This window comes from Pseudoalteromonas sp. TAP-3C, from assembly GCF_059888565.1.
This window is the reverse complement of the sequence record NZ_CM187618.1, coordinates 370844-385076: the sequence shown is the minus strand read 5'-3', so window position 1 is coordinate 385076 and position 14233 is coordinate 370844. Positions and strand designations below refer to the sequence as shown.

Sequence of the window (14233 nt, the reverse complement as noted above, 5' to 3'; positions counted from 1 at the left end):
ATACAATTAACGATGGCCGACTATGCAATAGGTGATTTACAAGGCTGCTTTAACGAATTTAATTTATTATTAAAGCAAGTCAACTTTAACCCTAGCAAAGATCATCTTTACTTGGTTGGTGACATTGTGGCTCGTGGCCCAGACTCCAAAGCCTGCCTTGATTATATTTATCAACATCAAGACAGCATAAGTGTCACTTTAGGCAATCATGATTTACATATGATTGCCTGCTATTTAAATAAAGTAGCCCCTAACCCCAAAGACAAACTAGCTACACTGTTTAGCAGTAGCAAGCTCCCCCACTACATCGCGTATTTGCAAACGCAGCCTTTAGCACTTTATTTAGAACAATATCATTGTTTTATCTCTCATGCAGGGCTTAACCCTGATTGGTCATGTACGCAGGCTATTGAACAGGCCAAATTTGCACAGCAGTGCTACCGTGCTGACAACGCTCAATTCTTTTTTAAACACATGTACCAAGCTCACCCCTTAAAATGGAGTGAGCAACTTAATGACGCCGCTAAATTTCGTTATATTGTTAACTACTTTACCCGTATGCGCTTCATTACACCTGATAATTTGCTCAATTTTAATGCAAAAGAAGCAACAACAAATTCGTCATCTCTTATTCCTTGGTTTGCTCATCCAAAAATTGTTAACACGAAGCATGCGCTGATCTTCGGGCATTGGGCTGCTCTTGAAGGCAAAACGCCCTACAAACACCTTTATGCCTTGGATACTGGCTGCGTATGGGGTGGGTCAATGACTTTAATTGAACTGCAGAAAAAACAAAAATTCTCACAAAAATCACAACTTTTGTCTAAATAAACTGAAAAAATTCAATACATCTGTTAAGTTTACGGTTGGATGTTAAATTGCGTAATTACAAAATATTCACAACAATCGAATATCTGTACTTTCTGTACTAAGCTAGTAATTAAATTTCGTAGTCAATTTAACGACAAACCATTAACAGTAAAATTTAATTATTTTTAATTACTTAACTTATTGTTGAAAGCGCCGATAAGTTTTAATAGACGTATTTTTGAATGGAAAACCATATGAATCTAACAGTGAGTCAACGTATTTGGGGTGGTTTTATATTTATCACTTTATTACTTTTAATTATTGGCGGTAACTCTTTAATAAAAATAGCGAATATTGATCGTTCTACCCAAAAAGTTAACCAGTTATCACTGCCTGCATTAAATAAGAGCGCCCAATTACAAGCTGAATTTATTATGATGAGTAAGGCAGCTCAAGCAAGTTTCCATACTTCATCAGCTCAAGAACTGGCACCAATAAAAGCAAAAATAGAAGAGCAAAAGCAGTTATTTGATAACTTACACCGCGAATTACAACACGTTGTTAAAGATGATCCGCAATTAAATAAAAGCAGCCTAGAGGTTGAGAAAACCTATCAAAGTTTTTTAAGTATTATTGAAAACTTACTCAAAGATAAAAACACCCAATTAGTTTTAAATAAAAAATTAAAGGCGCAATTAGAAGCTATTGAACTAGCAGCAGAAGATGCGAACTCTGTGGTACTTGATATTATTGATATTGAAGGGTTTGAAGATAATTACCCGCGTGCTTACCAAGCAGCAAATAACCTAGAGAATAACTTTGTATCAGTAGTAACAAGCAGTACCGATATGTTAACAGTTAAAACCCTTAACACGCTTGATATTGTTAAAAATGAACAGCTATATTATTTTGAAGAGGTGGTTCGTACAGTTTCGCTTATAAAGCCCGCAATAGAGCAAAACCATAGCAGCCTATTTAATGACCTAAAAAGCTATGTTGATACACTTGAAACAAATATTTTAAGTAACGACAGCCTCTTCGCGAACAAAAAGCGCCTTATTGATGCAATTAGTACAACCCAACGTGAGTTAGAAAAATCAGAGGAAGCAACGAAAACAGCGCTAAGCCAAATTGATGAGCTTGTATTGCAAGCCAGTAATGTAGCATTCACCTTACAAAAAGGTGTTCGTAGTGATGTAGACTCTGCTAACTTATGGACTTGGATAGGCATGATCATCGCGACCATAATTGCTGTTCTTGTCGCTATTATGACTGTTAATCGGATCACTAAGCCATTAGCAGAAGTAAATCGAGTATTGGATATTGTTGCCAGTGGTGACATGACTCAGCGCCTAGATGACAATGCCAAAGACGAATTTGGCGAACTATCTAAAAGCTGTAACACATTAATTGATAGCTTACGCAGTTTAATTACCGGTATTATTTCACGTTCAACTCAACTTGCTGCCGCTTCAGAACAAACATCAACAATTACTGCTGAATCGAGCAAAGCGATTAGCAATCAACAAGCACAAGTTGAACAGGCTGCAACTGCAACGACTGAAATGAGCAGCACATCACAAACGGTAAGTAATAGCGCGCAACAAGCCCTAAACGAAATTAAAAATGCGGATAAAGAAGCAGAACGCGTAAAAGGCATTTCAAATCAAAATAAAGCAACGATAGAACAGCTGGCCCGCGAAGTAGACGAAGCATCAAGCGTAATTAATAAACTACACAAAGACAGCGCATCAATAGGCAGTATTTTAGATGTTATTCGCGGGATTGCCGATCAAACTAATTTACTGGCACTAAACGCCGCTATTGAAGCTGCTCGTGCAGGTGAGCAAGGTCGAGGCTTTGCGGTGGTGGCAGATGAAGTAAGATCCCTTGCCAGTAAAACACAAGAATCGACTCAAGAAATTCAATCTATGATTGAATCATTACAATCAGGGGCTGAAGAAGCGGTTAAAGCCATGGAACAAGGTAAAGATCGCGCCGTTTCTTGTGTTGAACAAAGCGATTTAGCCAATAGCGCCCTTGATTCGATAACGCTTGCAGTATCACAAGCGCATAATGTCAGTGAAGAGATATCAACAGCAGCACAAGAGCAACAACAAGTATCACAAGAGATCAGTGAACGCTTAGAGTCTATTGTGGCTATTGCAGAGCAAACAGCAGAAGGTGCTGCACAAACAAATATTTCAAGTTCAGAAGTGGCTAAATTAGCTGAAGAACTGAGAATATCGGTAGAGAACTTTAAAGTATAAATATACCGAGCTGTAAGTAACGATAAGCGACTTACAGCTCATCCTCAAGCACACTTAATAAAACACCGAGCTACCTCCTCAGCGACTCATACACAAAGCCTAATACCACACCAAAAGCCAAACACCGTCTACTTTTTCACTTAAGCTACTTAATACTCATAACACTATGTATATTTACATAATCTAGAGCGCCGAAAACGGCATGAACAAAATGACATGACCCTAAGCGCTTAGAATAAGCTAATGAGTGATTAACCTGATGGTTATAAATGCGGAAGATATAATAAGAGAATTTAAACACAAAAAACCCAGCATAGGCCGGGTTTTTACATTTCTGAAAGAAAACTAAATTACTTGATTTTAGCTTCTTTGAAAATCACATGTTTGCGAACCTTAGGATCGAACTTTTTGATTTCCATTTTTTCAGGCATGTTACGCTTGTTCTTGTCGGTAGTGTAAAAGAAACCAGTACCAGCAGTTGAAACTAAACGGATTTTATCGCGCATAATTCAGTTCCTTAAACTTTTTCGCCACGAGCACGGATTTCTGTAAGAACCGTGTCAATGCCTTTTTTATCGATAATACGCATACCTTTAGTCGTGGTGCGTAATGTTACAAAACGTTTTTCACTTTCAACCCAAAAACGGTGCGTTTGTAGGTTAGGTAGGAAACGACGTTTAGTCGCGTTTCTCGCGTGTGAACGGTGGTTACCAACCGCTGGACGCTTACCTGTAACTTGACATACTTTAGACATGTCTATATATCTCCAATAATTTCGCTCGAGCTTAATTTTCCCTAAGGCCATGTATTTGTGCCCTAGAGATAAATCGAAAGGGCGCTCTTTATACAGCTTTTACAGGCAAAGATCAAATTCTGATCCTATCCAACCAGCTCATGTGTAAATTTGATAGCGGCTAATTATAAAGATCGAATGCCCTTAGGGAAAGTAAAAACTGCATTTAAATTAAACTAATTTGCCAAAACTCACTAAACCGCTCATTTTTAGCACATATATGTAAAGGATAAAATTAAATCAGTCCTCGTTCGGCAAACGATACACATTTTTCACCACCAACAATAATATGATCCAACACATTTATGTCGACTAATTGCAGCGCTTGGCATAATTTATTAGTAATTAGCTTATCGGCTTGACTCGGTTCTGCAATACCACTGGGGTGATTATGCGCAAAAATAACGGCTGCAGCATTGTTTTTAAGTGCCGCTTTAACCACTTCACGCGGATAAACACTGGCAGCGTTAATCGTACCATAAAATAATATTTCATCTTTTAATAAACGATTTTGGCTATCAAGGTACAACACCATAAATATTTCTTGTTGCAGTCCTCGCATTTGCAAGGTTAAATAATCATAAACGGCTTGCGGAGAGTTAAAAATAGCGTCACGCACAAAACTCTCTTGCATATATCGCTGACTTAACTCAAGCACCGCCTGCAGCTGCACATACTTTGCCATCCCCAACCCTTTTTGTGCACAAAACTCATCCATACTGGCATTGAATAAATTGTGTAGGGTTTTATTTTCATTTAGCAGGTGCTGTGCAAGCTCTATCACATTCATACCAGGTAAACCGGTACGTAAAAATATAGCCAACAACTCGGCATCACTGAGCGCTTTTGCACCTTTTTCTAGTAACTTTTCGCGAGGCCGCATTGAGCTGGGCAAAGAGGTTAATTGCATTACTCATCCTTGAAAATCAACAGTACTGTATAACTGTAATGCAAAATTTAAATTAAGCATCATAAATATCATTTTATCTTAGCTGTCACGCTCAAGATTTGTTATTTTAGCCAACATATTTTATAAAATTGACGAACAATCATGATTAGTTTAACAAATAAAAAAATAGTGCTGGGCATTAGCGGTGGCATTGCAGCCTATAAATGTGCCGAACTTGTAAGACGTTTAAAAGAGCATGGTTGTGACGTTAAAGTAGTAATGACTGAATCAGCAAAACATTTCATTACCCCACTGACTATGCAAGCTGTCAGTGGTGAGGTGGTGTCTGACTCTTTACTCGACCCATCTGCTGAGGCGGCCATGGGGCATATTGAATTTGCTAAATGGGCCGATTTAATTTTAGTTGCACCCGCTACCAGTAATATTATCGCAAAAATGGCTGCAGGCATTGCCGACGATTTACTTACTACCTTGTTACTTGCTACACCGGCTAAAGTGGCTATTGCCCCTGCAATGAACCAACAAATGTATGCCCACCCTGCCACACAAGCAAATATAGCAACACTTAAAGCGCGTAATGTTGCAATATGGGGGCCTGGCAAAGGCGAACAAGCATGTGGTGATGTAGGTGCAGGTCGAATGCTTGAGCCACATGAGCTTGTGATCTTATGCACTAAGCCGGCTCAACCACAACTATTGGCGGGTAAAACAATTACGATTACAGCGGGCCCTACTCGAGAGCCCTTAGACCCGGTTCGTTTTATATCAAATAACAGCTCTGGAAAAATGGGTTATGCATTGGCGCAAGCTGCACTATTATTTGGCGCACACGTAAACTTAATTTCAGGCCCGGTAACTATTACAGCACCGCAAGGCGTTAATTTAATTAATATAGAAAGTGCTGAGCAACTATTGCAAGAGTCACTCAATTACGCTCCTCAATCAGACGCCTTTATTGGCTGCGCGGCTGTAGCCGATTACCGCGCAGCAAATATCGCCACACAAAAAATGAAAAAACAAGGCGATGAACTCACTCTAAACTTAGTAAAAAACCCTGATGTAATAGCTGCGGTCGCAAACCTCACACAAAACCGCCCCTATACAGTAGGCTTTGCCGCTGAAACTGAAAATGTTGCCAACTACGCCAAAGGTAAACTTAGCAATAAAAAACTCGATATGATTTGTGCCAATGACGTTTCACAAAGCGGCTTAGGCTTTAACTCTGATCAAAATGCATTAACACTCTATTGGCAAAATAAGCAACTAAATTTGCCTGCAATGAGCAAAGCTGAAATAGCAATAAAAGTGATCGAACAACTTGCTAAACGATTATAAAAGGCTGGAAACAAACTGAATAAAACATTAACATAATGATGCCCTGCGACTAATTAGTGTAATTATACGACGCTAAAATAACGTATCGTATGCGCAGTATCAGAGCTTCACAGTCTAGGCATATAGCTGTGTTATCGCACATTTATGTAGAAAAATAACTATTAAAAAAGGAATGTTCATGCCTGCGACAAAAAAAAGTAATCGCAAAGAGCAAATACTGCAAGCACTCGCACAAATGTTAGAAACCAGCCCAGGTCAGCGTATTACCACAGCCAAACTTGCCGCAGAAGTTGGCGTATCGGAAGCCGCACTATATCGTCACTTTCCTAGTAAAGCGCGGATGTTTGAAGGATTAATAGAATTTATTGAAGACACCTTACTTTCGCGTATCAATCTTATTTTAGATAACGAAAAAGAAAGCAAAGCACGCATATACAACACCTTATTACTGTTACTCACCTTTGCTGAAAAAAACCCGGGGATCACTCGTATATTAACCGGCGACGCCCTACAAGGTGAACAAGAGCGATTACGTGAACGTGTACAAGGTTTATTTGAAAAACTAGAAACGCAATTGAAGCAAATTCTCAGAGAACGTAAATTACGCGAAGGTAAAAACTTTCAAAGCGATGAGTTAACCCTCGCTAATTTCTTGCTGGCCTATGTAGAGGGTAAAATGAACCAGTTCGTACGCAGTAACTTTAGCGCCCAACCTAGTGAACAATTTGAAAAACAATGGCCAGAATTACAAAAAATTTGGTTATAAGGTTTTAGGCCCGTAAAAAAAACACAGTGTTTATAACCCCCTGTAGCAGCGGGTTTACCCCGCGTCGGGTTTAAGTTCTAGGTGTTAGGCCCGTAAAAAAACACAGTGTTTATAACCCCCTGTAGCAGCGGCTTTACCCCGCGTTTTTTAAAGGTTAAAGAGCAGTTTTTAGCTGTCAGTCGTCAACGTTCAGCAATGGATTACTCTGTGCAGAGCATCGGTGGTTCAAAGCAAAAGTTAACGGGTTACGGGCCTAAAATCTAACACCTAATACCTAACACCTAACACCTAACACCTAACACCTAGAGCTTAAACCAGACGCGGGGTAAACCCGCTGCTACATAACTTAAACTCGCTGCCCGTTGCCCGTAAATCTAACCTTTAACCTTTAACCTTTTACCTGTCATTCCGCACCCCTATTTTGAATTAAACCTGCTCATTAATTGAGCGGTTAGACTGTTGTTGTTAAAAAATACTTGACGGCGATCCCTATATTTGATCTATTACTCTCTTTTGAGAGCGCGTATTTATGTCTATCCCTTATGCCCAAAAACTCGAACACCACGGCTTAGTTGCTGGATTTTGTCACGATCTAGGTTTTGTCGATATGATTGATAACGCACTCGGTGGCGTGGCGCCTGAGCGCAACATCAGTTGTGGTCAATTAGTGTTGGCTATGGTGCTAAACGGCCTAGGTTTCACTGGCCGCACACTGCATATGTACAGCGAGTATTTTCAAGGCAAGCCGCTTGATAGATTAATTGGTGAAGGCGTAAAGTCCGAGCACATCAACGACGATGCGCTTGGTCGCTGTTTAGACACCTTATATGAATACGGCGTATCGAAGCTGTATCAGCAATTGGGTGAGGCGGTGGTAGAGAAATTAGGGTTACAAACCGAAGCTTTACACCTTGATTCAACAAGCTTTCATTACGATGGCAAAGCGACAAGCGAGCCTGATGATGACGAACCAAAACCTATCCGTATCGCGAAAGGTTATTCGCGCGACCATCGCCCTGAGCTCAACCAAGTGATACTCAATCTTATCTGTGAGAACCAGTCAGGCATTCCGGTTTATATGAAGCCTGCCAGTGGCAACAGCAATGATATGGAAGGCTTTAAACAGATTGTAAAGGCACATATTGGCAGTTTAAAAGCCGCGCAAGCCAGCCGCTACTTTGTGGCCGATGCCGCCTTGTATGTGCAAGAAACCATTAAAGATTTACATACTCAAGGCCAACTGTTCATTACGCGGGTACCGCAAACCCTCAAAGAAGCTAAAACCCTTGTTAAGCAAGCGCCTAACTTGAATTTCACCCCTATCTCACCTGGCTATGAAGGCGTGAGTTATGACAGTGAATACGGGGGGGTGAAACAAAAATGGCTACTCATTCGCAGTGAGCAGGCGTATAAGCGAGAGCAGCATAACCTGAACAAGCGTATGCTAAAAGCCGGAGAAGTTGCCCGCAAAAGCTTTAAAAAACTGTGCCAACAACGCTTCGCTTGCCAAAATGACGCACAAAGCGCCCTTATAAAATGGCGAGGTAAACAAGCGGTATGTGATGTGGATGCAAATGTTGTTGAAGTAGCCATTTTTAAGGGAGCAGGACGCCCTAAAGCAGGGCAGTTACCTGAGCGTATCGAGTATCAGATAACAGGCGTGTTGTGCACACTGTTAGCGGCACGGGAGAGTGCGTTGCAACAATTAGGGTTATTTATTATTGCCACCAATGATGTGAGCGAGCACCTTGATATGGCCAGCTTGTTGAGCAGTTACAAAGCGCAGCAAAACGTGGAAAAAGGCTTTCGCTTTTTAAAAAGTCCCGACTTCTTAACCAGCGCCATTTACCTTAAAAAGCCTGAACGCATTGAAGCCTTACTCATGGTGATGACCTGCTGCTTAATGGTGTATGCAGGGCTGGAGCACCAAATCCGTAAAACCTTGGTGGAGAAAGACTGCTACTTCCCCACGATGAAATACAAGCCGGGCCAACGCCCCACGGCACGCTGGGTGTTCCAGTGCTTCGAGCATATCATCATCATGTACATACCAGATAAACCACCCATAGTGGCGAATATGCAACCGCGCAATCAAACCATTGTTGATTGCTTGGGTGAAAAATATCAGCGGATTTATTCTTAAAATGGGTGCGGAAGATCGGTTTTACCTTTTACCTTTTACCTTTTACCTTTTACCTTTTACCTTTCATTTTTAACCTCTCATCTCTGCCCTGCTACCACTTATCGTATCTACTCGAATTGTTATTAAAACTCGTTACAATAAAATAATGTTAAAAAACGAGAATCTACAATGAAAACACAACTCACTCTTATAGGCTGTGCCCTTATTACGGGCTTAACGAGCGCCAGTGCCTTAGCAAATAAGCCATTAGAATTTAAAGACGTATTTGATTTTAAGTCTGCAAAAGGCACACAGCTGTCTGAAAATGGCCACGTTTTATCTTTTAGTGTAACGCCTTACCGTGGTGAAGCCATAGGGCAAGTTTACTCGCTAAGTAATAACAAGCTTATTGCTGAGGTAGAGCGAGGCACTCGCCCTACAATTAACAAAACGGCGAACTGGGTCGCATTCACTCAAGTGCCTACCCTACTTGAAAAAGAAACCACTAAGAAAAAAAGCGACTTAAAAAACCATCTAGTATTAGTAAATACCCAAACCGGTGAGCAGCAAAAATTTAGTGATGTAACAGACTATGTACTTGCAAATAACGGCCAGTGGCTAGCCTATCGTAAAAATGAAAACACTGACGACGATGATAAAACGTCTAACAGCGATAGCGCTATCACTGCTGATAAAAAAGATAAAAGCTACCCGTTAGTTATCGTTAACTTAAGCGATAAACGCACCCATACTGTTGAAAATGTATTTACTTATGCTATTAGCGCCACCAGCGATCAGCTATTAGTGAGCCAAAGCTATGTGGATGGTAACAATAATCAAATTACTTTATTTTCACTCGATAATTTTACCAGCACCGTATTAATTGATGAGCCAGGTGTGGTTGCCAGCAAAATAGTGTGGCATCCAATCGATAAGACTGTTGCATTTACCTTGGGCAACTATGTAAATGATGATGCGCGCAGGCGCCAGTATGAATTAATACTATGGCAAAACGAGCAATTAACGACAATTCAATCACCCGATCCAAAGTGGTTATTAGGTAAAACAGCAACGTTAACGTGGTCAAAAGATGGCAGCCGTTTGTACTTTGAAAACCGCCCTCAATTAGCAAAAAAAGTTAAGCAAAAAGCATACACTAACCAGTCATCCTTGTATGATTTTGATGTTATTCGCGATCAAAAAAAGCTTAATGTATGGCACAATAACGACGCTCAAATTAAACCTCGCGAAGAACAACAATGGAATGAAAATAATAAAAACCGACATTATACGGCGGTATATCATGTAAACTCGCAACAAGTTGTACAGTTAAGCACACCCACTATGCCAGAGCTGGCGATTAATACTGAGCGTGCGACTTCATTATTAGGGTATTCAAATTTAGCCCACCTTGAAAAAGTAATGTATGGCGGTTTTTTTGCTGACTACTTTGCGGTTGACATAAACACCGGTAAACACACTCCCATTATCAACAACACCCCTTTTAGACCAAGCCTTGCGCCCAATGGCCAGTTTGCTGCTTACTTTGATAATAACCATCTACAACTTAAAGACTTAGCTAATAACAAAGTAAGTGTTTTAAGCAAAGCAATTAACGCCACGTTTGCCGATGATAAACATGATTACCCATCTAAACAGCCAGGCTATGGCTTTGCAGGCTGGCTTAACGATAGCAGCGAAATATTGGTGTACAGTAAATACGATATCTGGTCATTTAATGTCAATACCAAGCAAGCTAAACGCTTAACTAATGGTAAACAAAGTAACACTCAGTACCGCGTGATCACGCTTGATAAAAACCACGTTGGCTTTAATAACAATGACACCCTCCTACTTTCTGCGATTAATTTACAAAGCAAGCAAAGTGAAGTGGCTAAACTTAATTTAGCAACCCTTGAAGTCACTAAAGTACTTACAGGTAACAAGCGATTTGATGTCATTAAAAAAGCCAAAAATGCCGACACATACTTATTTACAGAACAAACATATCATCAGTTCCCAGATTTTTATCACACAGACTCTAGCTTTAAACAACCACAACGTATTACTGAGTTAAATCCTCAAGTTAGCCAATTTTCGTGGGGAGAAAAACCCGAGTTAATTAGCTACAAAGGCTTTGATGGTGAAGACTTACAGGGGGTATTAATCAAACCCGCTGGCTATAAAAAGGGTGATAAGGTGCCTGTTGTGGTGTACTTTTATCGCTACATGAGCCAACGCCTGTATGACTTTCCTAAAATGGAATTAAATCATCGCCCTAACTTCCCAATGTTTACATCAAATGGCTACGCTATATTCTTACCTGATATTCGCTTTGAAATAGGTCACCCCGGTAAATCATCAACCCAAACTATGATTAACGCCACTCAAAAGCTGATCGATTTAGGCATTGCTGATCCTAATAAAATTGGTTTACAAGGGCACTCATGGGCGGGCTATCAAAGTGCGTTTATGATCACCCAAACCGATATGTTTAAAGCGGTAGTATCGGGCGCACCGGTGTCTAATATGACCAGTGCTTACAGTGGTATTCGCTTAAAATCAGGACTTGCACGACAGTTTCAATACGAAACAGGGCAAAGCCGTATTGGCAAAAACTTATTTGAAGCCCCTGAGCTTTATATTGAAAACTCACCGGTATTTTTTGCAGATAAAGTAAATACCCCTATCTTGATTATGTTTGGCGACAAAGATGATGCGGTGCCATGGCATGAAGGTGTGCAATATTACTTAGCGCTGCGCCGCGCAGGTAAAAACGCCACATTTTTACAATATGAAGGCGAACCACATCATTTAAAGCAATTCCCGAATCAGGTGGATTTTTCAGTGCGCATGATGCAGTACTTTGACCATTACCTAAAAGGCAAACCTGCTGCCAAATGGATGACACAAGGCGAGGCTTTTAACGAAGAGTAACCTTCTTGAGCACTCAAAGCCCCCAGTAAAATAAAACATACGGGGGCTTTATACTATAGCGACAAGATTCTAAAAAATAACTTTGCTATTTATACTTCTCTATAAAGCCTAATATGAGTAATACTATTGATATAAAAATAATAAAGAGGCGTTAAATATGCTGGATTTTTGGTACAAAGGCCTGCCACAGCACCCAAAAGATCATAAAGATTTTTGGCGCACACGTTTAATTGCTCATTCATTATTAACAGCAACCTGCTACTTTTTAGTTTTAACCCTACTCAACCTGTTCTACTTTCACAGTTACGATATTGCTTTTATTGATGCGCTTGGCTTAGTTATATCATTAGCTATTTATAAATGGTTTAGTAAAACAGCAAATGTAAGTGCTGCGGCATGGGCAGTGACCTTTATGGTCGTTAGCCTAATTTTGACATTTGTTATCTCTGTAAATGGCCTTGCTCACTCTTTATTTTGGGCAACACTAATTCCTCCTTTTGCATTTTTCCTCGTTGGCAGAAATTGGGGGAGCATTTTCAGTGCCATTGCTTTTTGTATTTGCGCTTATTTAACTTATAAACAACAGCAGCTAACGGTGACTATAGGACTCGGCTCTTTGTTTAATATTATTGAGGTCAGTATTGCCCATATCGTCATCTTCAGATTTTATGAAAAAACGCGTTTTTCTGCGTATGCACATTTAACAACGCGTAATATAGAAATTCAACATCTCGCTGAAACAGATAAACTAACAGGGCTTTATAACAGACAAAAATTTGACTATGAATTGTCACAGGTTATTACTAACAGTCAAGGGACTAAAGCCGTAAACTGCTTAATTATTTGTGATATCGATCATTTTAAAGATATAAACGATAACTACGGCCATCTAGTAGGTGATAAAGTTTTAAGCGAATTTGCCAATTTAATTAACGGTAAAATACCAAACCATTCGCTAATTGCACGTTGGGGAGGGGAAGAGTTCACGATTATTTTACCAAATACGTCACTCACGGATGCAGTAACACACGCTAATGAGTTAAAGGAATACATTTCGTCTCATCCTATTGCAAACATTCCGCTCACAATGAGCATAGGGATTGCCGTCATCAATTCAGACGATTCGGTTATCAGCGTATTAGAACGTGCAGATAGCGCGTTATACGAAGCTAAAAATAATGGCCGTAACTCAGTTCACTTTAAAAATTGATATATCAAAAATAAACCATAAAGAACTACAATAAATATAAAAAACCATACTAAAAAACCATTCAAACTGACTTTTATACTCAGTTAGCGTATCCTAAACCCTGATTTAAATAACCTCTATAACGAAATGAGCAATACCACTCCCCCATTTTCGATTTCAGCGAACATGACTCACAGTATTATAAATATTAGCGAGATGTTAGGTAAGATCAGTGCATTATATTCTCCAGCAATTCTTGAGCACTATAAGCAACAAAAAACCGCCTCTTTGCAAATGAATAACTCTGAGCGTCAATTCACAGCATCTGAGATGTCAAATCCAGATAACTTATTAGCCTTACATCGTAACTTAATCAAAAATAGGAATGAAAAACCGGGCTGTTATAGAGTACACAGTTTAGCGTTAAAAAATGGCTTGCAAATGGCACCTCAAGCAATGCGAGTGCCACAAATGATAAAGGAATTATTTGCTTGGTTTAAAACAACCGCGCATCATCCTTTAATTAGCAGCACAGTATGTCATTACGAATTACAGTTTATTCAACCTTTTGCACAAGGAAATACTGAGGTCGCGTGTAGGTGGCACTCTCAGCAGCTGTCACAGTGGCATCCACTATTTTTATTACTAAATATCAATAATGTTATCGCTACAACCCATCAGCATTACTATGAAAGCATTAACCTAAGTACCCAAGCCGGCGATTCATCCGTGTTTGTTGAGTATATGTTAGAGGCCTTATTTGCAGCGCTGACTTTTTTAGAAAGTGATTTAAAATCAATAACAAAAAACAACCCCCCCACAAGAAACCCCTCAAGTTGAGAGTATTGTAAATGCAGACTTACAAGCCCCCCAAGTCATCGCTTTAATTAATGTATTTAACCAAAGCGAAAAATCACTAAACCGACAAGAACTACAAAATAAGCTAGGGTTAAAAGATCGTAAACATTTTAGAGAGCGTTACTTAAAGCCAGCAATTGATGCAGGCATAATCGAAATGACTATTCCCGAAAAACCGAACAGCAAAATGCAGCAGTATAAACTTACCCAGACGAGTTAAAAACAGAGTAGGAATAAACGCCA

12 protein-coding genes are annotated in these 14233 nt (G+C 39.8%); 9 read left to right on the top strand and 3 right to left on the bottom strand.

Translation table 11 applies throughout. The features are described 5' to 3' along the window. The first annotated feature begins 12 nt into the window (after positions 1–12). On the top strand, positions 13–831 hold the full coding sequence (locus AC6H44_RS01750) for a symmetrical bis(5'-nucleosyl)-tetraphosphatase (protein WP_500737112.1): 819 nt from the start codon (positions 13–15) through the stop codon (positions 829–831). A 233-nt stretch (positions 832–1064) separates the two neighbouring features. Next, positions 1065–3080, top strand: coding sequence for a methyl-accepting chemotaxis protein (locus AC6H44_RS01745; RefSeq protein ID WP_500737111.1), 2016 nt, complete (start codon positions 1065–1067; stop codon positions 3078–3080). A gap of 350 nt (positions 3081–3430) precedes the next feature. Here AC6H44_RS01745 and rpmG read toward each other — a convergent pair whose 3' ends face one another. From rpmG to radC, 3 genes are all read right to left on the bottom strand, one after another. Further along, positions 3431–3586 carry a 50S ribosomal protein L33 gene (gene rpmG, locus AC6H44_RS01740; RefSeq protein WP_369620681.1) on the bottom strand — a complete coding sequence of 52 codons (156 nt, stop codon included), beginning with the start codon at positions 3584–3586 and terminating at the stop codon, positions 3431–3433. 11 nt (positions 3587–3597) lie between these two features. Continuing rightward, positions 3598–3834 (bottom strand): 50S ribosomal protein L28, encoded by a 237-nt coding sequence (gene rpmB, locus AC6H44_RS01735; RefSeq protein WP_008464111.1) that lies wholly within the window; start codon positions 3832–3834, stop codon positions 3598–3600. 274 nt (positions 3835–4108) lie between these two features. Beyond that, a complete protein-coding gene (gene radC / locus AC6H44_RS01730) occupies positions 4109–4783 on the bottom strand; it encodes a RadC family protein (protein WP_500737108.1) in 675 nt (224 codons plus the stop codon). 141 nt (positions 4784–4924) lie between these two features. On the opposite strand from radC, the gene coaBC reads away from it, so the two are divergent. The 7 genes from coaBC (at position 4925) to AC6H44_RS01695 (ending at position 14210) form a co-directional block, all read left to right on the top strand. Continuing rightward, positions 4925–6118 carry a bifunctional phosphopantothenoylcysteine decarboxylase/phosphopantothenate--cysteine ligase CoaBC gene (coaBC, locus tag AC6H44_RS01725; RefSeq protein WP_500737107.1) on the top strand — a complete coding sequence of 398 codons (1194 nt, stop codon included), beginning with the start codon at positions 4925–4927 and terminating at the stop codon, positions 6116–6118. A gap of 178 nt (positions 6119–6296) precedes the next feature. Then, positions 6297–6884: a nucleoid occlusion factor SlmA gene (gene slmA, locus AC6H44_RS01720; protein WP_500737106.1), complete on the top strand. Its 588-nt coding sequence runs from the start codon at positions 6297–6299 to the stop codon at positions 6882–6884. Between the two features lie 529 nt (positions 6885–7413). Beyond that, positions 7414–9027: an IS1634 family transposase gene (locus AC6H44_RS01715; protein WP_500736039.1), complete on the top strand. Its 1614-nt coding sequence runs from the start codon at positions 7414–7416 to the stop codon at positions 9025–9027. A gap of 168 nt (positions 9028–9195) precedes the next feature. Next, positions 9196–11943: a S9 family peptidase gene (locus AC6H44_RS01710; protein ID WP_500737105.1), complete on the top strand. Its 2748-nt coding sequence runs from the start codon at positions 9196–9198 to the stop codon at positions 11941–11943. Positions 11944–12100: 157 nt separating this feature from the next. Continuing rightward, the gene (locus AC6H44_RS01705; protein ID WP_500737104.1) at positions 12101–13153 is read left to right on the top strand and encodes a GGDEF domain-containing protein; all 1053 of its coding nucleotides are present in this window, start codon (positions 12101–12103) and stop codon (positions 13151–13153) included. Between the two features lie 165 nt (positions 13154–13318). Beyond that, a complete protein-coding gene (locus tag AC6H44_RS01700; protein WP_500737102.1) occupies positions 13319–13972 on the top strand; it encodes a Fic family protein in 654 nt (217 codons plus the stop codon). A gap of 4 nt (positions 13973–13976) precedes the next feature. Further along, a complete protein-coding gene (locus tag AC6H44_RS01695) occupies positions 13977–14210 on the top strand; it encodes a Fic family protein (RefSeq protein ID WP_500738356.1) in 234 nt (77 codons plus the stop codon). Positions 14211–14233: the final 23 nt, after the last annotated feature.